The sequence below is a fragment of the Actinotalea ferrariae genome (assembly GCF_019733465.1).
Taxonomy (GTDB): Bacteria; Actinomycetota; Actinomycetes; order Actinomycetales; family Cellulomonadaceae; genus Actinotalea; species Actinotalea ferrariae_A.
This window is the reverse complement of sequence record NZ_JACVQL010000027.1, coordinates 1-18,642: the sequence shown is the minus strand read 5'-3', so window position 1 is coordinate 18,642 and position 18,642 is coordinate 1. Positions and strand designations below refer to the sequence as shown.

At 75.3% G+C, this 18,642-nt stretch carries 22 protein-coding genes; 6 read left to right on the top strand and 16 right to left on the bottom strand.

The window, feature by feature from the left end; all coding sequences use genetic code 11:
* The 11 genes from ICW40_RS02730 to ICW40_RS02680 form a co-directional block, all read right to left on the bottom strand.
* Positions 1-1,173, bottom strand: a 1,173-nt coding sequence (locus ICW40_RS02730) for an RNA polymerase sigma factor (protein WP_221652299.1), incomplete at its 3' end; no start/stop codon positions are given.
* A 7-nt stretch (positions 1,174-1,180) separates the two neighbouring features.
* On the bottom strand, positions 1,181-1,525 hold the full coding sequence (locus tag ICW40_RS02725) for a YciI family protein (protein ID WP_221652298.1): 345 nt from the start codon (positions 1,523-1,525) through the stop codon (positions 1,181-1,183).
* A complete protein-coding gene (locus ICW40_RS02720; RefSeq protein WP_221652297.1) occupies positions 1,522-1,923 on the bottom strand; it encodes a YciI family protein in 402 nt (133 codons plus the stop codon). The genes ICW40_RS02725 and ICW40_RS02720 overlap by 4 nt, the downstream gene beginning before the upstream one ends.
* Positions 1,924-2,030: 107 nt before the next feature.
* Positions 2,031-3,242, bottom strand: coding sequence for a sensor domain-containing phosphodiesterase (locus tag ICW40_RS02715; RefSeq protein ID WP_221652296.1), 1,212 nt, complete (start codon positions 3,240-3,242; stop codon positions 2,031-2,033).
* 183 nt (positions 3,243-3,425) lie between these two features.
* Positions 3,426-4,025 carry a YdeI/OmpD-associated family protein gene (locus tag ICW40_RS02710; RefSeq protein ID WP_221652295.1) on the bottom strand — a complete coding sequence of 200 codons (600 nt, stop codon included), beginning with the start codon at positions 4,023-4,025 and terminating at the stop codon, positions 3,426-3,428.
* A 60-nt stretch (positions 4,026-4,085) separates the two neighbouring features.
* Positions 4,086-5,840 carry a lipase family protein gene (locus ICW40_RS02705; RefSeq protein ID WP_221652294.1) on the bottom strand — a complete coding sequence of 585 codons (1,755 nt, stop codon included), beginning with the start codon at positions 5,838-5,840 and terminating at the stop codon, positions 4,086-4,088.
* Between the two features lie 223 nt (positions 5,841-6,063).
* Positions 6,064-6,888 (bottom strand): ABC transporter permease, encoded by an 825-nt coding sequence (locus ICW40_RS02700; protein ID WP_221652293.1) that lies wholly within the window; start codon positions 6,886-6,888, stop codon positions 6,064-6,066.
* Positions 6,885-7,967: an ATP-binding cassette domain-containing protein gene (locus tag ICW40_RS02695; RefSeq protein WP_221652292.1), complete on the bottom strand. Its 1,083-nt coding sequence runs from the start codon at positions 7,965-7,967 to the stop codon at positions 6,885-6,887. The genes ICW40_RS02700 and ICW40_RS02695 overlap by 4 nt, the downstream gene beginning before the upstream one ends.
* A 164-nt stretch (positions 7,968-8,131) precedes the next feature.
* Positions 8,132-8,785 carry a PadR family transcriptional regulator gene (locus ICW40_RS02690; protein ID WP_221652291.1) on the bottom strand — a complete coding sequence of 218 codons (654 nt, stop codon included), beginning with the start codon at positions 8,783-8,785 and terminating at the stop codon, positions 8,132-8,134.
* 67 nt (positions 8,786-8,852) lie between these two features.
* The gene (locus ICW40_RS02685; RefSeq protein ID WP_221652290.1) at positions 8,853-9,656 is read right to left on the bottom strand and encodes a DinB family protein; all 804 of its coding nucleotides are present in this window, start codon (positions 9,654-9,656) and stop codon (positions 8,853-8,855) included.
* Position 9,657: 1 nt separating this feature from the next.
* Positions 9,658-10,500 (bottom strand): NmrA family NAD(P)-binding protein, encoded by an 843-nt coding sequence (locus ICW40_RS02680; protein ID WP_221652289.1) that lies wholly within the window; start codon positions 10,498-10,500, stop codon positions 9,658-9,660.
* Positions 10,501-10,628: 128 nt separating this feature from the next.
* Here ICW40_RS02680 and ICW40_RS02675 point away from each other — a divergent pair, with 128 nt between their 5' ends.
* Entirely contained in the window at positions 10,629-11,138 is a 510-nt protein-coding gene (locus tag ICW40_RS02675) for a YqeB family protein (RefSeq protein ID WP_221652288.1), read from the top strand.
* Positions 11,139-11,181: 43 nt separating this feature from the next.
* On the opposite strand, the gene ICW40_RS02670 is transcribed toward ICW40_RS02675, so the two are convergent.
* Positions 11,182-11,613, bottom strand: a complete 432-nt coding sequence (locus ICW40_RS02670) for a DUF6069 family protein (protein ID WP_221652287.1) — start codon at positions 11,611-11,613, stop codon at positions 11,182-11,184.
* A 119-nt stretch (positions 11,614-11,732) separates the two neighbouring features.
* Between ICW40_RS02670 and ICW40_RS02665 the strand changes: the two genes are divergently transcribed.
* Both ICW40_RS02665 and ICW40_RS02660 read left to right on the top strand, forming a co-directional pair.
* Positions 11,733-12,209: a MarR family winged helix-turn-helix transcriptional regulator gene (locus ICW40_RS02665; RefSeq protein WP_221652286.1), complete on the top strand. Its 477-nt coding sequence runs from the start codon at positions 11,733-11,735 to the stop codon at positions 12,207-12,209.
* A gap of 91 nt (positions 12,210-12,300) precedes the next feature.
* Positions 12,301-13,068 (top strand): DinB family protein, encoded by a 768-nt coding sequence (locus tag ICW40_RS02660; RefSeq protein WP_308121591.1) that lies wholly within the window; start codon positions 12,301-12,303, stop codon positions 13,066-13,068.
* A gap of 7 nt (positions 13,069-13,075) precedes the next feature.
* On the opposite strand, the gene ICW40_RS02655 is transcribed toward ICW40_RS02660, so the two are convergent.
* The 3 genes from ICW40_RS02655 to ICW40_RS02645 are packed head-to-tail and all read right to left on the bottom strand — an operon-like array spanning position 13,076 to position 14,797.
* Complete coding sequence (locus tag ICW40_RS02655) at positions 13,076-13,603, bottom strand: DUF4334 domain-containing protein (protein WP_221652285.1); 528 nt, start codon at positions 13,601-13,603, stop codon at positions 13,076-13,078.
* Positions 13,604-13,614: 11 nt separating this feature from the next.
* Positions 13,615-14,244: a maleylpyruvate isomerase family mycothiol-dependent enzyme gene (locus ICW40_RS02650; protein ID WP_221652284.1), complete on the bottom strand. Its 630-nt coding sequence runs from the start codon at positions 14,242-14,244 to the stop codon at positions 13,615-13,617.
* A gap of 55 nt (positions 14,245-14,299) precedes the next feature.
* Positions 14,300-14,797, bottom strand: coding sequence for a hypothetical protein (locus ICW40_RS02645; RefSeq protein WP_221652283.1), 498 nt, complete (start codon positions 14,795-14,797; stop codon positions 14,300-14,302).
* A gap of 183 nt (positions 14,798-14,980) precedes the next feature.
* Between ICW40_RS02645 and ICW40_RS02640 the strand changes: the two genes are divergently transcribed.
* Positions 14,981-15,805: a formate/nitrite transporter family protein gene (locus ICW40_RS02640; protein WP_221652282.1), complete on the top strand. Its 825-nt coding sequence runs from the start codon at positions 14,981-14,983 to the stop codon at positions 15,803-15,805.
* A 73-nt stretch (positions 15,806-15,878) separates the two neighbouring features.
* On the opposite strand, the gene ICW40_RS21380 is transcribed toward ICW40_RS02640, so the two are convergent.
* The gene (locus ICW40_RS21380) at positions 15,879-17,183 is read right to left on the bottom strand and encodes an FAD-dependent monooxygenase (protein ID WP_308121590.1); all 1,305 of its coding nucleotides are present in this window, start codon (positions 17,181-17,183) and stop codon (positions 15,879-15,881) included.
* A 61-nt stretch (positions 17,184-17,244) separates the two neighbouring features.
* Between ICW40_RS21380 and ICW40_RS21375 the strand changes: the two genes are divergently transcribed.
* Together ICW40_RS21375 and ICW40_RS02625 are read left to right on the top strand one after the other, a co-directional pair.
* A complete protein-coding gene (locus ICW40_RS21375; RefSeq protein WP_221652280.1) occupies positions 17,245-17,817 on the top strand; it encodes a TetR/AcrR family transcriptional regulator in 573 nt (190 codons plus the stop codon).
* A 168-nt stretch (positions 17,818-17,985) separates the two neighbouring features.
* Positions 17,986-18,609 (top strand): hypothetical protein, encoded by a 624-nt coding sequence (locus tag ICW40_RS02625; protein ID WP_221652279.1) that lies wholly within the window; start codon positions 17,986-17,988, stop codon positions 18,607-18,609.
* Positions 18,610-18,642 lie beyond the last annotated feature (33 nt).

The following is an 18,642-nucleotide window of genomic DNA, read 5'->3' as shown; positions in this document are numbered from 1 at the left end:
GGCGAAGGCCTGCGCGGCCTCCTCGCGCCGGCCGAGGCGCAGGAGCAGCTCGCCGCGGACGGCCGGCGGGCGGTGGTGGTGCGGCAGCGCGTCGTCGATCCCGTCCAGCAGCCTCAGGCCGGCCTCGGGACCGGCCGCCTCCGCGACCGCGACGGCCCGGGCGAGGCGCACCACGGGCGAGCCGGTGTGCGCCTCGAGCGCGGCGTAGTGCTCGGCCACGACGGTCCAGCGCGTGTCGGCCGCCCTCGCCGCCGTCGCGTGCTCGGCGGCGATGAGCGCCTGCAGCCGGTACTCCTCGGCGAGGCCCGTCGCGGGTGGCAGGCCGGCGAGCAGCGCGACCGCCTCGGCCACCTCGTCGTGGTGCCAGCGCGACCGGTCCTGGTCGGGCAGCAGCACGAGCGCGCCGGCGTCGTCGGTGCGGGCGTCGCGGCGCGAGTGCTGCAGCAGCATGAGCGCGAGCAGCGCGCGCACGACGGGACGGCCCGGCAGCTGCGCGTCGAGCAGCCGGGCCAGCCGGATCGCCTCGTCACCGAGGTCCACGCGCAGCCCACGGTCGCGCGGGCCGGGGTGGTAGCCCGCGGTGAAGACGAGGTAGACGACGGTCGCCACCACGTCGAGGCGCTCGTCGAGCCGCTCGGGCGGTGGCGTCACGAACGGGATGCCGGCTGCTGCGAGGCGCTTCTTCGCACGCGTCAGGCGGGCGGCCGCCGTCGGTTCCTGGAGCAGCAGGAGGGCCGCGATGTCCGCCACGTCGAGGCCGACGACGAACCGCAGCGTGAGGACCACCCGCGCGTCGGCCGCGAGGGCGGGGTGGCAGCACGTGAAGACGAGGCGCAGCCGCTCGTCCGCGACGTGCGCGCCCGGGTCCGTCGCGGTCGCCGCCTGCGCGCGGAGGCCGGCGTCGACCACCATGAGCGGCTCCTTGCGCCGGTGCACGGCCTCGGTCCGCAGGACGTCGAGCGCCCGACGGCGCGCCGCCGTGAGCAGCCACGCGCCGGGCGACGTCGGCACGCCCGAGACCGGCCACGTCCGCGCCGCCGCGGCGAACGCGTCGGCGACCGCGTCCTCGGCGAGGTCGGGACGCGCCGTCTGGCCGATGAGCAGGCCGACGAGCCGGCCCCAGTGCTCGCGCCACGCGAGCTCCAGGGCCGGCGCCGTCGCGCCGTCGGTCATCTGCTGCTCAGCCCAGGTCCGCGACCGGGCGGATCTCGACGGTGTACTCGGGCAGCAGCCGCACGCTCTCGGTGACGGCGTCGAGGTCCGGTGCCTCGACGACGTAGAAGCCGCCGAGCTGCTCGGTGGTCTCCGCGAAAGGACCCTCCGTCACGTCCAGCTGCTCGCCACGGCGGCGGACCGTGGTCGCGGACGCGACGCCCACGAGCGCCTCGCCGCCGACGATGGTGCAGCCGTGCTCGGACGCCCGCGCGCTGAACGCGTCGTGCTCCGCGAGGTAGCGCTCCTGCTCCTCGGGCGTCGCGTCCTGCCACACGGCCTCGTCCTGGTAGAGCAGGACGACGAACTTCACGGAGCGACCGCCGTCTGCTCGGCGCGGACCGACTCGGGCTGCTCCTCCTCCGGGACGACCGGCCGGATCTCGGCCGCGCCGGACCCGACGAGGATCCCGCAGAGCCGGGCGAGGTCCGCCACGTCGGACGTCCGCACCTGGTAGAAGCCGCCGAGCTGCTCGACGGTCTCGGTGAACGGCCCCTCGGTGACCTGCACGTCGCCGTCGCGCCGGCGGACGACGATCGACGTGTCGCTCAGCCTGAGCTCGGCGCCACCCACGATCTCGTGGCCGCGCTCGGCGCACAGCCGGCTGAACTCGCCGTGCTCGGCGTACGCCTCGACGCGGGCGGCCTCGTCGGCCTCACGCCACGACGTCTCCTCACCGTGCAGCAGCACCACGTACTCCTGTGCCGTCATGGTCTCCTCCTCCGTCCGGGACGACGCCCCTGCGGCCCCGTCGGAAGCATGACGCGCGAGTGCCCGGGAAATCGACAGGTCGGGAAGAGTTGTCGGGACGTCGCCCTTCAGACCGAGGCGGTGCGCTGCGCCGGCACCCGCGGACCCACCGGACCGAGCGCCTCGGCGGGGCCCGGGCGTCCGAAGAACCAGCCCTGGGCCTCGTCGACGCCGAGGCCGCGCAGCGCCGCGACGTCGTCCGCGGTCTCGACGCCCTCGGCGACCACGCCCGTGCCGTTGCCGTGCGCGAAGGTCACCAGCGCACCGACGAGCGTGTGCAGCACGGGGTCCGCGCTGAGGCCGTCGACGATGCTCCGGTCGAGCTTGATGACGTCCGGCGCGCACAGCACGATGTGCCGCAGCGAGGCGAAGCCGGCGCCGACGTCGTCGATCGCGAGCCGCATGCCGGCCGCCCGGGGCCGCGCGAGCGCACCCCGCAGGGCGTCGTAGTCCTCGACCGGGTCGTGCTCGGAGAGCTCGAGGACCACGCGGTCGAGCGGCAGGCGATCGAGGAAGCGCGCGCACTCGCGCGTGAGCAGCGTCCCGGGCGAGACGTTGAGAGCGAGGTGACCGTCGATCCGGTCCAGCTCGTCCGCCGCGCGCTCGAGAGCGAGCAGCTCGAGGCGGTCGCCGAGCCCGACGTGGTGGGCCTCCGCGAAGACGACGTCGGGCGTGACCTGCCACGCCACGGGGAAGCGGCTCAGCGCCTCCGCGCCGGTGCGCATGCCCGTCACGAGGTCGACGACGGGCTGCAGCACGACGGTCGGGCCGCCCGCACGCATCATCGGGACGAGGCGGTCCTCGATGGCCTCGCGGCGCTCGCGCTCGAGCACGCCGGGCTCGATGATCATGGCGGCCGCTGACGCGAGGACCGTGAGCAGGGCGGCGTCGCGCGAGGACAGCTCGCGGTCCGGGGTGAGGCCCGCGGCGCAGAAGGTGCCGTAGAGCCGTCCGTCGCTCAGCGTCACGGGGACCGAGACGTAGCTGCGGAAGTGTCCGAGCCGCGCGGCCGGCAGGCGCATGGCCGCAGGGTGCTTGCGCAGGTCGGGCACGGCCTGCGGGAGGTCGCCGTCGAGGATCGCCTGGCAGAGCGTCGTCTCCCGCCGCTGCTTCGCACCCTCGCGGAGCCAGAACGGGAGCGAGGTGTCGATGACCTCCATGTGCTGGGTGTCGCCCTCGAGGCGGGTCATGAACGAGACGCTGAGGCCGAGCGCCTCGCGCGCGGTGCGCAGCAGCTCGGCCACCTGGGTCTCCGCCTCGGACCGCTGCCGCCGTGCCATGGGTGCTCCCGTTCCCGGACGGACCGACGCCGCCCCGGGTGCCCATCGGCCGAGGACCGCCGTGGGTGAGGAGTGGTGCGAGACCGGCGGGTCGGCGGGTCGGCGGGTCGGCCCGTGGTCGAGCGGGGGCGCCGGTAGGTCGACCGTCCGGGAGCCGGGGCCGAGGCCTTCGGCCCGCGGCCGTCAGGCGCCGTCGGGCCTGCGCTTCTGCGGGTACGGGGTGCGACCGTCCGCGAGCGCGGCGACGAACTCGCGGATCTTGCGCTCGCGCGTCTCGGCGCGCTTCACCGAGTCGATGCGCAGGAGGATCGCGAACCGGTTGGCCGACGTGAGGACGTCCCACCACGCCTGCGCGCGCGGTTCGGCGGCGAGCGCCTCGAGGAGGTCGGGCGGCACCGCGATCGTGGCGGGCCCCTCGTACGCGGCGTCCCAGCGGCCGTCGGCCTGGGCGGCGCGGACCTGGGCGCGGCCGGCCTCCGTCATCCGGCCCTCGGCCTCGAGCTGCCCGACGCGCTTGACGTTCAGCGCGGACCAGCGCGACCGCGCGCGCCGCGGCGTCATGCGCTGGAACGACGTCCCGGCGTCGCGCGAGCGGGCCTGGCCGTCGATCCACCCGAAGCACAGGCTCTCGAGCACCGCCTGCTCGTAGGTGAGCGTGGTGGTGGTGCCGCCCTTCTTCGTCAGGGCGAGCCAGACGCCGTCGGCCGTGTCGTGGTTGGCCTCCAGCCAGGCGCGCCACGCGACGGCGTCGGGCACGACCAGCTCGGGCAGCTCAGGAGCCATGCCCGCATGCTGCCCGACGACGACGCACCCGCACCACAGTCTCGGCGCGCCGCCGGCCGGTCACGGACAGGTGCTCGCGGCGGGCTCGCCGGCCCTCCGGGCCTCGGTCCACGCCATGAGCTCCTCGGTCAGCGGGGACTCCGCCGCGACGAGCGTGAGATGGTCCAGGCCGTCGTACTCGCGGTAGTCGAGCGGCTGGCCGGCGGCGCACCGGGCCGCGACGAACGCACGCTGCTGCCCCGGCAGGATCAGCGGGTCGGTCGTGCCCTGGGCGAGGAGCACCGGGACCGGGACGTCGCCGTCCGGGCTGTTGGCCCGCAGCAGCTCGCCGACCTCGCCGTCGAACGTCCCCTCCCGGATGACCTCGTCGGTCATCTGCGACGCGGTCGCCAGGGCGGCGACGACGTCGCGCCCCGTGAAGCACAGGTCCTCGATCCGCCGGACGAGCGGCAGGTAGCCGGGCGTGACGATCTCGCGCAGCTCGAGCGACGGGTACACCTCCGCCCACGACGCCGCGATGTACGCCGAGACGAGCTTGCCGATCGCCTCGGACCGCACGCCCTCCGCGAGCGCCTCCAGGTCCGTCGCCGGGGCGAGTGCTGCCACCCCGAGCAGCGGGACGTCGGGCGCGTAGTCCTCCGCGACCATGCCCGTCCACAGCGCGGCGTGCCCGCCCTGGGAGTGGCCCCACACGACGACGTCGTCGGTCAGGTCGAGGTCGAGCCTGCGCGCCGCCCTCACCCCGTCGAGCACGGCGTGCGCGGTGTCCGGGCCGACGAGGTAGGGGTGCGGCCCGGCCGTCCCCAGCCCGACGTAGTCGGGCACGATGCCGACCCAGCCGTCCGCGACCATCCGCTCGAGCGCCGTGCCGGCGCCGTCGGCGAACGGACGCTCGGACATCGACGGCGCGCACCGCGGCGTCACGCCCGTCGTGCCGTGGGCGACGGCGATCACGGGCGCGGCCGTGTCTCCCGGCACCTCGGGCGCGAGGACCGTGCCGCTCGAGATCGCGGGGTGGCCGTCGCCGTCGGTCGTCGTGAAGAGGATGCGCCAGGCCCGCGCGCCGTCGGGCACGCCGGTGGTGAGCGGCTCGCTCCGCAGGAGCGCGCCCGCCTCGTCGGGCACGCTGAGCGGCGGTGTGTAGAAGCCGTCGGGGGCGACCCGGACGTCGCCGCGGTGCACAGCGACGCTCCCGGCCAGGAGGCCGAGCGACACGACGAGCGCGACGGCGGCGCCGGCCAGCTGCACCCACCGTCGTGGCCGACGACGGCGCGGCGCCCGGCGCAGGACGGCCCCGAGCACGGCGTGCAGGCCGGTCAGGACGAGCCACGCGCCGAACGCCACGCCGACCGCCCAGAGCGAGAGCCGCGGCCACACGAGCACGACGGCGGCGAGCGCGAGCGAGGCGAGGCCGAGCGGGACGGCGGTGGCCCGGTCGTCGCGGCGGCTCCCCGTGAGCTCGGCGACGCCCGCGGCGGCCAGGCCGAGGGCGAGCAGCAGCACGAGCACGCGCACGGTGGCGCTCGACCACGCCACCGCGAGCACGCCCGCCGCGACGAGCACGAGCCCCGAGGCGACCTGGATGCGCCGCTGCGACGGTTGTGCCGCCGTCCCGGTGTCGTGCGCCGCTCGGACGAGCCGCGCGATCCCCGCGAGCACGAGTCCCGCCGCGACGAGGAGCACGACGACGGCGACGGAGGCGTTCGCCCGCGCGAGCAGCGCGACGCCGAGGCCCACCATCGCCGCCCCGACGAACGGCGCGGCGCGCTCGGGGAGGCGCACGCGCCACGGCGGCGCGGAGCGGGCGGTCCCCATGCCCCGACTCTAGGGACCGCGCGATGGCCGTGCGCCGACTCCAGGGACCGCGCGGTGCCCGTGCGCCGACTCCAGGGACCGCGGTGCCGACAGGGAGAGCGGCGCGGCCCTCCGGCGGTCGGCTACCCGGCCGGCGCCGGACCGCCCGCGCCGGCGCCCGAGGAGCCCTCGGCTCGCAAGGGCTGGTTCGGGCGCCGGCGCTGACCGACGGTCGGGCTGGAGGTCAGGCGTTCTCGCGACGGAACGTCGCGGTGCCCCACCACACGGCCAGCACGAACATCACCACGGACCACGCCGCGCCCCATACGAGGCCGGAGCTCGCGAAGTCGCCCGCGAACGACGCCCGGACGGCGTCGACGACGTGCCGGATCGGCATGAAGTCGCTCGCGCGCTGGAGCCACTCCGGGCCGATCGTCATCGGCAGCAGGATCCCGGAGAGGAGCAGCACGGGCATCATCACCATGTTGATGACCGGGGCCATGACGTCCTCGGACTTCGTCGTGAGCGCGAGCGCGTTCGACGCCGCCGCGCAGGCGCCGCCCAGCAGGAGCGTGATGACGACGCCGAGCACGATGCCCGTGCCCGACGCGACCATCCCGAGCGCGTAGCCCAGGCCGACGAGGATGAGCGCCTGCACGAAGAGCTGGAGCAGGTCGCGGTACAGGCGCCCGACCAGCAGGGCCGTGCGGCTCGCCGGCGTGACGCGCTCGGCCTCGATGACGCCCTCGCGCCACTCGCCGATGAGGCTGAACCCCGCGAAGAAGGCGCCGAAGACGCCGAGCTGGACGAGCATGCCTGGCACGAAGAACGTGTAGGCGTTGGTCGCGCCGAACTGCCCGATGAGCGGCTCGAGCAGGGGGCCGAAGAGCAGCAGGTAGAGGATCGGCTGCAGCATCCCGATGATCACCCACGCCGGGTTGCGCAGGTTCATCCGCAGCTGGCGGCGGAACACGATGAAGCTCTCGCGGAAGAAGGACGACGGCGTCCCGCCGGGCACCAGGGCGCCCGCCGCCGCGGAAGCGCGCGTCGGGGTGGTCGTGCTGGTCATCGGTCCGCTCCTCGCGTCGTGGGGGTCGTGGTCGGCGCGCCGGTGGTCGCGCCCGCGCTGACCGGCTGGAGGTCGTCGCCCTGGTCGGCGCCGCCCGTGGCCTCGGTCGCCGCCTCGGCGTCGCGCAGGCTGCGCCCGGTGAGCGTGAGGAAGACGTCGTCGAGCGTCGGCCGCAGCACGCCGATCGACTCGAGGCCGATCCCCGCGGCGTCGAGGTCCCGGAGCAGCCCCTGCAAGGACCTGCCCGCGCGGGGGACCCGGGCGCGCACGTGACGCCCGTCGACCTCGACCTCGTCGCGACCCGCCGTGAGCGTCGCGAGGCGCTCGGCCGCGCGCGAGGCGAGGGTCGCGTCCACGAGCTCGAGGTCCACCAGGTCGCCCGCGACCTGGGCCTTGAGGTTGTCGGCCGTGTCCGACGCGACGATCCGGCCGCGGTCGATGATGACGATCCGGTCCGACAGCGCGTCGGCCTCGTCCAGGTAGTGCGTGGTGAGCAGCACCGTCACGCCGAGCCGGTCCCGCAGCCCGCGGATGTGCTCCCAGAGGTTGGCGCGCGCCTGCGGGTCCAGGCCCGTGGTCGGCTCGTCGAGGAAGACGAGCTGCGGCTCGTGGATCAGACCCATGACGATGTCGAGCCGGCGCTTCTGACCGCCGGACATGTTCTTCGGCATGCGCGTCCACAGCCCGGGGAGGTCCATCTGCTCGAACAGCTCCTTGCCCCGCGCCTCCACCACCGGGCGCTGCAGGCCGTAGAGCATGCCGTGGTCGACCACCTCGTCCCCGGCGCGCGCACCGCTGAAGGCGCCTCCCGCCTGGGAGACGTAGCCGATGCTGCGGCGCACCTGCACGGACTCGTGGACGACGTCGTAGCCCGCGACCCGCGCGGTCCCGGCCGTCGGCCGCAGGAGCGTCGTCAGCATCCGCAGGGTCGTCGTCTTGCCGGCGCCGTTGGGACCGAGGAAGCCGACCACCTCGCCCTCGGCGACGTCGAGGTCGACGCCGTCGACGGCGCGCACCTCGGTCTTCTGCTTGCCCTGCCGGGTCTGGAACGTCTGGACCAGCCCTCGTGCCTCGATCATGCGGCTCCCTCATCATGTGTTCAAACTTGAACAGCGACCATGCTGGTGGCGTGGACGTGCCACGTCAACGCTTGTACGCGCACGGGATCAGACCGGTCGCGTGCACCGAACTCATCGGTTCCCGAGCATCCCGCAGGGGTCCGACACGGACGGGCGGTGCGGCCTCAGCCGGTGCGCGACCGCAGCAGGGTGAGGTACCGGTCCCGGTCCGCCGCCATCTGCCAGCCCGGGTCGTCGGCCGCAGGCTGCCAGCTCATCGGCTCGCCGGCGAAGCTCAGGCCGCCCCGGCGCACGACGTCGACCAGGTCTCGCACCCACGTCCGCTCCAGCTCCGCGATGCCGAGCCGGAGCTCGAGCACGTGGGCCACGTGCGGCGGGGAGGCGCCACCCGCCGTCGCCGCGTGCTTGGCGCGCAGGTCCGCGAGGTGGAGGTCGAGACGGCCGGCGCGCGTCTCGAGGTGCGCCGCGACCACGTCGCGGGGGAACAGCGAGCACATGCTCATCGCCGTGTGCACGGGCAGCGGGTCCAGCGGGTCGACCGTGGTCAGCGCGTGGCCGAAGAGCCGGTCCAGCTCGTCGCGCCCGGACGAGGTGGTGGCGTACACCGCGACCGTGCGGCCGCCGTCCTCGACGTCCTGACGCACGAGGTGGCCCTGCTTGGTGAGGGTCGCGAGGCTCGAGTAGATCGAGCCCGGGAGCACGTGCGCCCACTCGTCGACGCCCCACGAGAGCAGCTCGCGCCGGATCTGGTAGCCGTTGACCGGCTCGAAGAGGCGCACGGCACCCAGCACGAGGAGCCGGGTCTCGGTGGCCGCCATGCGGCGAGTGTAGGTCGGTGGGTCAGGGCCGGGGCCAGGGCCAGGGCCGATGGCGGCGAGGGTCGCGTCAGCCAGGGGTCGGGTCAGCCAGCGAGTCGTCAGCCCGCTCGCCGCGTGCCAGGCCGCGCGCGTCGATCTCGTCGAGGTCACGCACCGCGTAACGGTGGTGGTTCCACTCCTCGTCGACGACGACCCGCAGGCAGTCGAGGACGGTCATCGAGGCGGCGTTCGGCGCGTCGTCCCACACGGCGGCTCCGCACACGGCGGCGAGCTGCTCCTCGGTCACGTCGGCGAGGAACGCACGCACCATCGCCACGCGCCCGGCGCGGACCTGGAGGACCTCGTCGAACGGCACGTCCGCGTCGAGCGGCACGAGGCCGAAGTGCTCCTCGTGCCCCTGCGCCTCCCAGAACAGGACGCCCAGCGGGTGGAACGGGCGCGCCTCGCCGAGGATCGCGCCGCGGACCCAGCCGTCGGTCGCGAGCACGAGGTGGCGCAGCGTCTGCGAGAACGAGAACTCCCCGTCCACGCTCACCTCGGGCGTGCCGGGCGGCATCGAGCGCACCCGCTCGACGGTCGTCGCCCAGAGGCGTTCGAGCCCCGCCCAGCCGGACCGCAGCTCCTCCGGGGTCGTGGCCGAGAGCACCGCGCGCTCGGGGTGCCGTCGATCCAGCTCGGCGCGGACCAGCGGCGCGACCTCCACGCCGGCGATGCGCAGGCCCTCCACGAAACCGTCGAGGTCCGCGCCCGTGAGGTCGACGCCGCGCATCCGGACGCCCGCGAGGTTGCTCGCTCGGAACGAGGCGCCACGCAGGTCCGCGCGGACGAACGCGGCGCCCCGGAGGTCGTCGTCGTCCGTGAACGTCGCCATGTCAGGGACCGTACGCCGACGTCGCGCCCCAGGCGCCGCGCGCGGCAGCGTCGGCGACGTAGTCGGCGAAGGGCCGAGCCGGCCGGCCGACGACGGCCTCGACCGCACCGGTCGGCACCGTGTCGCCGCGCGCGGCGAGACGGCCGAACCTCTCGACCAGCGACTCGACCACCTCGTCCGGCAGGCCGGCCGCGCGCATCTCGGAGCGGTACCCCTCGGGCGTCCCGTCGAACTCGACCGGTCGCCCCGTCGCCGCGGCGATCAGCGAGCACGCCTCCCGGAACGAGAACGCGGCCGGGCCGGTCAGCTCGAGCGTCTCGCCGAGGTGGCCGTCGGTCGTCAGGGCGCGGACCCCTACGGCGGCGATGTCGTCGCCGTCCACGAAGCCCTGGCGCGCGTCGCCGACCGGCAGGCAGAGCCGACCGGACACCACGGGTTCGCGGAAGAAGGTCTCGAAGTCCTGCGCGAACCAGTCGGGCCGGACCACCGTCCTGTCGAGCGCCGTGGCGCGGACGGCCCGCTCGGCGCCCTCGACGTGCGGTGCGCCCCTCACCTCGACGCCCCGGTCGGACTGCAGGACGACCCGTCGCACGCCGGCGCCCTCCGCGGCGTCGAGGAACCCGTCGGGCAGGGGCGTCTCGTCGGGGAGCAGCAGGTACATCCGCTCGACGCCGTCGAGCGCCCCGGCCCAGGTCCCCGGGTCGCCCCAGTCGAACGGAGGGTCGGTGCGCCGGCTCGCCGCACGGACCGCGTGGCCGGCGACCCGCAGCTGCGCCACCACGCGGCGGCCGATCGTGCCGGTCCCGCCCGTGACGAGGATCGGGTTCTCGACGATGGTGGTCATGCTCTCGGCCCTCCCTGTGGTCGGCTCTGCACGCCGAACGTACGACCGGCCGCCGACACGGATCGGTCTCGAGGTCCCGGCCGACGGGCGGTGCCGTCGGCGCGGGGGTCCGCGCTAGCCTCCCCGCCATGGGCACCGAGGGGGACGGTCCGGGGGAGACGCGCGTCGGCGGGTTCGACGCCGGGGGGCGAGGCTTCGTGCTCGCGCTGCTGACGCTCGGGGGTGGCTTGCTGGGCCTCGGTCTGCCGTACCTCGCGCGATGGGCGGCGGAGCTCCCGTGGGTGCCTTTCCAGGGTCCGCTGCGCCTGCTCGGGTCCATCGAGGGCTCGTGGCTGACCTGGGGCTGGCCCCTCATCGGGGCGGTGGTCGGGCTGGCAGCCGCGGTCTGGATCGTCCAGGGCACCGCGGTGCTCGTCGTCGCGGACGACCGTGTCCGGGTGCTGCGGCGCGGCGAGGTGGAGCGCGTGATCCGCCGCGAGCAGGTCGACGGCGTGCACCGCCGCGGCTCGAAGATCGTGATCGAGAACGCCCAGGGCCGTCAGCTCTTCGCCGACGACGTCGAGGGCGACGCGGCCGCCGTGCGCGACGCGTTCGTCGCGCACGGCTACCCGTGGGAGGGCGCGGAGCCCTCGTCGTAGGCGAGGGAGCGGAGCTCTCGTCGTACGCGAGGCCCGGCGAGGGTCAGACCCGCGGGGCCGTGGCGCGCGGAGCGGTGGGCGCCGTCGCGGCGAACCAGGCGAACCCGACGACGACGTGCATCGCGCCGAGGGCGATCGCCGTCGTGAGGTCGTCCGACGCCGTGAACGGGGCGGCGACCGTGAGGAGGGCGACCGCGAGGCCGGCCCACGCCGCGAAGCGCTGGAAGCCGGGGCGGCGACGGGCGACCAGGGCGACCACGACGGCCGCGAGCGCGAGCGGGACGACCGAGAAGAGACCGACCACGAGCGCGCTGACCGGCTGGGGCGAGCCGACGTCGAAGGTCGCGCCGAGGGCCTGCGCGACGAAGAAGATCACGAGGTTGACGACGAGCGCAGCGCCCGCCGCGAGGGCGGTGCGAGCGGGCGTGATGACGCGCGACGTCGGGACGGCGATGGCGGCGGTGGTGGTGGACATGGTGACTCCTCGTGCGCGACGGTGGACCGGCCAATGGTTGAGCGAGTCAAGCAATGTCAGGCTAGCGCAGAACGGTTGACCGGCTCAACCATCGACCGCCAACCGGATACGATCGCCGCATGGCCACGTCCCCCGAGCGCTTCGCGCAGGCGCGCCGGCTCTCGCGCGGGATCATCCAGACCGCGGAGCGCGTGAAGGCCGACTTCGGCGAGATCGTCAGCGCGCTGGACATCCCGCCCCCGCTCGGGCGTGCGGTCCTGGAGCTGGACGAGCCGGCGCCGATGCGCGACCTCGCCGAGCGGCTGGGGTGCGACCGTTCGTACGTCACGAACCTCGCGGACGGCCTGGAGGAGCGGGGCCTCATCGAGCGTGTGCCTGGGGTCGACCGGCGCGTGAAGCTGCTGCGGCTGACGCCGAGCGGGCGCGACGTGAGGGACCGGATCACCGAGCGCATCGCCGAGCGCAGCATGGTCCTCGACCGGCTCACGGACGAGCAGTGCGCGGCGCTCGGACCGCTCCTGGATGTGCTCCTCGCCGGTGACTCTCCGGCCGTGCCCACAGCGCCCTGCTTCGACGAGCCCGGGCCCCCCGAGTAGGTACGGCACCGCCCCCGACCCGCGACGGATGCCGCCCTCTCGCCGTGTCAGCGGTGCGGGATAGCGTCGCCAACGCCCGGACCATCGACTCGTGGGGGACGCCATGTCGAGCTTCGACCGCACCGACGACCTGCAGGGAGCCGAGTTCACCGGCGTGAACCTCCGGGGCGCGCGCTTCGTCGGGTCCGACCTGTCCGACGTCGTCGTGCGCGGCGCCGACCTCGCAGGCGCGGACCTCGACTCACCGTGGATCACCGACGGCCGGAGCGTCCTGCTCGTCAACGGCGTGGACGTCGCCCCTTTCGTCGAGGAGGAGCTGAACCGCCGCTTCCCGGGCCGGTCCGAGCGCCGTGCCGGCGACCCCGAGGGCCTCCGCTCGGCCTGGTCCGCGCTCGAGGGCACGTGGGCGGCGACGCTCGACCGTGTCGCGGCCCTGCCGCCCGGGACGGTCGACGTGTCGGTCGCCGGTGAGTGGTCGTTCGCCCAGACGCTGCGGCATCTCGTCATGGCGACCGACACGTGGTTGCGCAAGGCGATCCTCGAGGTCGAGCAGCCGTACCACCCGATCGGCCAGCCGCACGGCGAGTACGAGACCGATGGCTACGACATGTCGGTGTTCTCGGCCGAGGCGCCGACGTGGGCCGAGGTCCTCGAGGTCCGAGCCGGCCGCATGGCCATGGTGCGGGACTTCATCGCCGCGGCGACGCCTGAGGACCTGCGGGCGACGCGGCAGAACCCGTGGGCGCCCGCGCGCGCCAAGACGACGCTCTCGTGCCTGCACACGATCCTCGGGGAGGAGTGGGACCACCACCGCTACGCCGTGCGCGACCTCGACGCCATCGAGGCCGCCCGAGGGTAGGAGGCCGTCACTCGGTCGGGTCGGCCGGGTGAGGTCTCGCCGCCACGGCCCGGCGCAGGCGGAACAGGTACGGCCGCGCCATGCCGCGCGCATCCATCGCGCCGAGCACCGAGCCGTCGTCGTCCGCGCGGAAGACGTCGATGATCGGCAGGTCGTCGTAGACGATCGCCGCGGACACGACGCCCCGGAACCGCACCTCCCGCAGCCGGCCGTGGGGCGTACGCGTCGTCAGCAGCGGCCGGACGGCGCGGAACGCGGCGGCCGCCGGGGCGGTCCGCAGCGCGGGCGCGACCCGGAGCACGAGGCCGAGGGGCACGAGCCCGGGGCGGACGCTCACCAGGCCGTGCCCGGCGCGGAAGACCAGCGGGTGCACCCGGTCCTCGTCGTCGAAGCGCTTGCCGAACCAACCCAGCCGCTCGAGCGCGCCGTCGAGCGGGTGCCCCGTTGGCACGCCCGAGCCGCGCCACAGCCCGCGCAGCTCGGCGGTCGCGATGGGCGGCAGGGTGTCGTAGTGCTCCAGCGGGGCGGTCGTCACGGGCGGGGACCTCAGCCCGGCCCGAGCCGACCGCGCAGGACGGCGACGCCCTCGCCGGTGAGGGCGTCGAGGCCCGCGGCCCTCCCGGTGCTCGCCAGCAGGAGCGCCGGTGCCGCGCCGCTCACCACGGGCCCGTCCCCATGCGCCCAGTCGATGTCCGTCGCCTCGAGTCGCAGACCGGCGAGGGCGCCGGTGGGCACCAGGCCCGAGGGGGCCGTCATGAGGAACGTCAGCGCCTTCCGCAGCCGGGGCTCCGGCACGTCGCGGTGCAGCTGCAAGGGCCAGCGGATGTCGAGGCCGTGCACGAGCACGTCGACGAGCGGCGCCTCCGGTCCCGACCCCGGCGGGGTGAACCGGGAGTGGGCCTTGCGGTCCAGCACCTCCACGATCTCGGCGAACGAGCGCCGGGCGAGGCCCCGGGTCACCCGCTCGTTCGCCCGGTCGAAGCGTCCACCGGCCAGGAGCACGGCCAGCACGACCCTCGGGACGCTCACCTCGAGGGGCATGACGAGGTGGGCTGCGACGTCGTGGACGGTCCAGGCATCGCACAGGCTCCGCGTGGCCTGCTGCTCCGGGGTCAGGCTCGCCAGCTGGTCGGCGAGCGCTCGCCGCTCGTCGGCGATCTCGTCGAACGTGTCCACGGTCAGAGCATGGCAGGAGTGCTCAAGGTCGTCCGATGTGATCCCGATCGTCCGGTCACACCGGCTCAGCCGCCGCAGTGCGGGAGAAGGGCGCCGGCCGTGGATGGGATGCGCGGCGACGAAGGACGAGGGCTGCCGCGGCAAAGGTGACCCAACCGGCGAGCATCGCGTGCTCCAGGAGCGTGGGATCGCGTGAGAAGCGGTCGGGATCGCTGCTCGCAGCGTCGATCACCAGGTACCACTGCACGACGGCGACCGCATGACACGTCGCGAGCCCGACCGCGCTCCAGCCCGCGCGGCGCGCCCGGTCGGGACTCCGCGTGAGTCGCGGGCCACCCGGACGGCGCGCGACTGCCCAGAGCGCGGCGCTCAGCACGGCGAGCAGGGCCGCGAGCCACCCGAGCGCGGTCTCGAGGCCGGTCGTGGTGCGGAAGTCCTCCCCCACCATGAGCCGGCCGTACGTCAGGGCCCGCTGGACCGAGCAGGTCAGGTAGGCGCCCAGGCAGATCGCCGCGGCGATGGCGACCCGCGGGGCTCTCGTGAGCGACGTCATGGCATCACCCTTCCTGCTCGGCAAGCCGAGGTCCACCGCCGGGCTCGGGCGGCGCAGCCGCACGGCTGGCTGCCCGACGGATCGACGCCACGTCGTCGCGTAGCGGTTCAGCGAGCGCTGAGGCAGGGTGGCGGTGTCGCGGCTCCCGGTCGCGCGGACGGCGAGGGTGACGGCGAGGGCGACATGGAGCAGCCGGCGGGCGAGGCGTCCACGCCCGAGGAGCGGACGGACGAGCCGAGCACCACCGAGGAGAAGGACGAGGCGCTCGACCGGGTCATCCTCGAGGGGCGGCCGCGGCTCTACCGCAGCACGCCGGACCTGCTCGCGTCGGGCGCCGTCGCGGGCCTCGAGGTCGGCATGGGCGTCCTCGCCCTGCTCGTCGTGGTGCACGAGACCGACAGCATGCTGCTCGGAGCGCTCGCGTTCTCGATCGGGCTGATCGCCCTGCGGCTGGGCCACAGCGAGCTCTTCACCGAGGGCTTCCACGTCCCGGTCATGGTGGTGGTCGCGGGGGAGGCGCGCTGGACGCACCTGCTGCGGCTGTGGGGCGGCACCCTGCTCGGCAACCTCGTGGGCGGCTGGGTGCTCGCCTGGCTCGTCGCCGTGGCGCTGCCCGACCTGCACGGCACGGCGGGCGACCTGACACGCGAGTTCACCGACCGTCCGCTCGACCTCGAGGGCTTCGCGCTCGCGGTGCTCGCCGGGGCGGCCATCACCCTGCTGACCCGCATGCAGAACGGCACCGACGACGACGTCGCCAAGGTCGTCGCCGCGGTGGCGATCGCCTTCGTCATCGTCGGTGCCGGGCTCCTCCACTCGGTGCTCGACACCCTCATCGTGTTCGTCGCGGTGCACGCCGGTGAGCCGGGCGCCTCGCTCGGCGTCTGGCTGCCGTGGTTCGGCTGGGTCGTGCTCGGCAACCTCGTCGGCGGGCTCGTGCTCACCACGCTGCTGCGGGTGGTGCGCAGCCGCGAGCGCCTCGCGCAGTGGCGCCGCGCGGACACCTGACCGCTCACGGTCGTGAGCCGGTCGTGAGCCGGATCGTGAGCCGGGTCGTGACGGGCCAGGCTCCCGCCCGTGCTCACACGGGTGACGGCAGCGCCGGCGGCGACCAGCCGGCCGCGCGGTCCGAGCCGCGCAGCACCAGGCGCGGCGGTGTCAGGCGCACCGCCGCGTCGCGCATCGCCGCGCCCACCGGGCCGACGCCCTGCGTGACCCGTCCGATGCCCGCGGACGCCCTGCTCAGGGCGACTGCCCGCGGACGCCTCAGGGCTGAGTAGTGCTCGAGCGCACGCTCGACCGGTGCCCCGTCGGCGAGCGTGTGGGCGAGCACCACCGCGTCCTCGATCGCGAGGCACGCGCCCTGGCCGAGGTTCGGCTGCATCGCGTGCGCGGCATCGCCGAGGAGCGCGGTGGTGCCGTGGTGCAGCCGTGCGGGTACCCGCGGCAGCGCGTCGACGTCGTGGCGCAGGACGGCGTCCGGCTCGAGCGCGTCGAGCAGCGCGGGGATCGGCGCGTGCCACCGGCCGAACCGTCGTCGCAGCTCGGCGAGCTCGGCCGCGCCGTCGCCCGCGCGGAGGCCGGGCCCGACCGTCGCCGTCGCGAAGACGTAGACCCAGCCGCCCGGCATGGGCACGATCCCGAACCGCTCGTCGCGGCCCCACGTCTCGCTCATCCCGGTCACGGGTACGTCGGCACGGACGACGGCGCGCCAGGCGGTGTAGCCCGCGTAGGCGGCCTGCGCGCCGGGCCACCCCGCGGCGCGCACGCGTGACCGGAGGCCGTCGGCCCCGACGAGCAGGTCGTGGTCCGCGGCGAGCGCCGCAGGGTCGTGGACCTCGGAGCCGAGCCGGAGCGCTTCGGCGCCGACGGCGTCCGTGAGGAGCGCGTGCAGGTCGCTCCGTCGGATCCCCAGCAGCGGTGCGCCATGGCGGGCGCTGATCCGTGCGCCGTCGGTCCGCGAGAGGAACCGGCCGTCCGGGCGGCGCAGCGCCGACTCCCCGAGCACGAGGGCCGACTCCCGGACCGCGCCGCCCAGGCCGATCGCGTCGAGCGCGTGCACGGCGTTCGGCCACAGGACGAGGCCCGCGCCGAGCGGGTCGAGCGACGGCGCCCGCTCGTGGACGGTGACCGCCCACCGGGTGCGGCGCAGCGCCACCGCCGCGGCGAGGCCGCCGATCCCGGCGCCGACGACGACGGCGCGGCGCGGGGACGGGGAGCGGGACGAGGACGGCGACGGGGAGAGGGGCGAGGACGGGAAGAGGGAGGAGGACGGCGACGGGGAGAGGGATGAGGACGAGGACGGCGACGGGGAGAGGGATGAGGACGAGGACGGCGACGGGGAGAGGGACGAGGACGGCGACGGGGACGGCGAGGGGGTCGGCACGTCGCAACTCTACGGATGTAGAGGAACGCTTGGCAACTCTACGTCGGTAGAGTCACCGGCTGTGGAGACCGACCGACGCCGGCAGATCGCCGGCGCAGCGCTCGAGGTCCTCGCCGCCGAGGGTGCGCGCGGGCTGACCCACCGCGCGGTGGACCGGACCGCGGGCCTGCCGGCCGGGTCGACGTCGTACTACTACCGGTCGCGGGCCGCGCTGCTCGAGGCGTGCCTCGCGGACCTCGTGCGGCAGGACGAGGCCGAGATCGCCGCGCTCGCCCCGCTGCTCCGCGTGGGCGACGAGGCAGCGCTCGCCGCGGCCCTCACGGACGTCCTGCTCCGGTGGGCCACGACCGAGCGGACCCGCCAGCTCGGTCGCTACGAGCTCTTCCTCGAGGCGCTGCGCCGCCCGGACCTCGCCCGCTCCCTGCACGACGGCGGCGCGGCGATCCGCACGGCGCTCGGCGGCGTGCTGGCCGACCTGGGCGCGCCCGACCCGCACGTGCGCGCCCGCTGGCTCGTCGCCGCCGTCGACGGCGTGCTGTTCGAGCGCATCGCGGGCGCGCTCGCGAGCGAACCGGTCGACCGGGAGCAGCTGGCTGGCGTGGCCCGCTGGCTCGTCCGCGCCGCCCTCGCGTGACCGGCGGTGCGCGACCCGCAAAGCGCGCCAGTGACCGGCGCCCGTGACGCGCGACCGGCGCCCTGCGACCGGCCCGTGACGCCGCCGCCCTCGCCTGACCGGCGGTGCGCGACCCGTGACGCGCGACCTGCGTCCGGCACCCGCGTCCGGGACCAGTGACACTGGGTCGTGCTCGATCGCTACGAAGGACACATCCTGGGGTTCGCGACCGGCGACGGGCGCCGCGTCGTCGTCGGCCGGTGGCTGCGCTCGCCCTGGGGGCGGTTCGCGGACGTCATGACGGAGGACGCCTCCGGGCGGCGCACCCTGCTCGCGCCGTCGCAGCAGGTGGCCGACGAGGTCGCGGCGACGTACGTCTTCGACGACGTCGTCGTCACCCCGGTGCGCGTGTCGTGCGACGTGGCGGAGCGCCGGTGGCGCGTCAGCGCCGGCCCGCTGACCGCTGAGGTCACGGTCGCCGGCCGCACCGGCGTCGGGCTCCTGCTGTCCCTCGTGCCCCGGACGATCGCACGATCGCACCGCTTCGCCGGCCTGGTGAGCCCGGTCGCCTCGCTCGTCCTCCCCGGTGTGCGGACCGTCGGCAGCGCCGGGGGCGGGCGCCGCGAGTGGTACGGGGCCACCGGGCAGCACCGCGTCGAGGCGGTCACCGGCTCCTGGGACGGGGCGCCGCTCGGAGATCTGCTGCCGACCGTCCCGCCGGTCCGCTTCGGGTTCTCGTCGGTCCCAGGCGGCCCCGCGGTCACGGCGCTGCGCACGACGATCGCCCGCCCGGCGGGCCCGCCCGGACGCTGACGCCCCGGCTGCCCCGGCTGCCCTGGTCGCGGC

What these genes read in the sequence shown, in the direction of transcription:
- ICW40_RS02720 (WP_221652297.1), bottom strand. Translation starts at nt 1,923, where the DNA reads ATGACGGCACAGGAGTACGTGGTGCTGCTGCACGGTGAGGAGACGTCG.
- ICW40_RS02715 (WP_221652296.1), bottom strand. Translation starts at nt 3,242, where the DNA reads ATGGCACGGCGGCAGCGGTCCGAGGCGGAGACCCAGGTGGCCGAGCTG.
- ICW40_RS02710 (WP_221652295.1), bottom strand. Translation starts at nt 4,025, where the DNA reads ATGGCTCCTGAGCTGCCCGAGCTGGTCGTGCCCGACGCCGTCGCGTGG.
- ICW40_RS02705 (WP_221652294.1), bottom strand. Translation starts at nt 5,840, where the DNA reads ATGGGGACCGCCCGCTCCGCGCCGCCGTGGCGCGTGCGCCTCCCCGAG.
- ICW40_RS02700 (WP_221652293.1), bottom strand. Translation starts at nt 6,888, where the DNA reads ATGACCAGCACGACCACCCCGACGCGCGCTTCCGCGGCGGCGGGCGCC.
- ICW40_RS02695 (WP_221652292.1), bottom strand. Translation starts at nt 7,967, where the DNA reads ATGATCGAGGCACGAGGGCTGGTCCAGACGTTCCAGACCCGGCAGGGC.
- ICW40_RS02690 (WP_221652291.1), bottom strand. Translation starts at nt 8,785, where the DNA reads ATGGCGGCCACCGAGACCCGGCTCCTCGTGCTGGGTGCCGTGCGCCTC.
- ICW40_RS02685 (WP_221652290.1), bottom strand. Translation starts at nt 9,656, where the DNA reads ATGGCGACGTTCACGGACGACGACGACCTCCGGGGCGCCGCGTTCGTC.
- ICW40_RS02680 (WP_221652289.1), bottom strand. Translation starts at nt 10,500, where the DNA reads ATGACCACCATCGTCGAGAACCCGATCCTCGTCACGGGCGGGACCGGC.
- ICW40_RS02675 (WP_221652288.1), top strand. Translation starts at nt 10,629, where the DNA reads ATGGGCACCGAGGGGGACGGTCCGGGGGAGACGCGCGTCGGCGGGTTC.
- ICW40_RS02670 (WP_221652287.1), bottom strand. Translation starts at nt 11,613, where the DNA reads ATGTCCACCACCACCGCCGCCATCGCCGTCCCGACGTCGCGCGTCATC.
- ICW40_RS02665 (WP_221652286.1), top strand. Translation starts at nt 11,733, where the DNA reads ATGGCCACGTCCCCCGAGCGCTTCGCGCAGGCGCGCCGGCTCTCGCGC.
- ICW40_RS02645 (WP_221652283.1), bottom strand. Translation starts at nt 14,797, where the DNA reads ATGACGTCGCTCACGAGAGCCCCGCGGGTCGCCATCGCCGCGGCGATC.
- ICW40_RS02640 (WP_221652282.1), top strand. Translation starts at nt 14,981, where the DNA reads ATGGAGCAGCCGGCGGGCGAGGCGTCCACGCCCGAGGAGCGGACGGAC.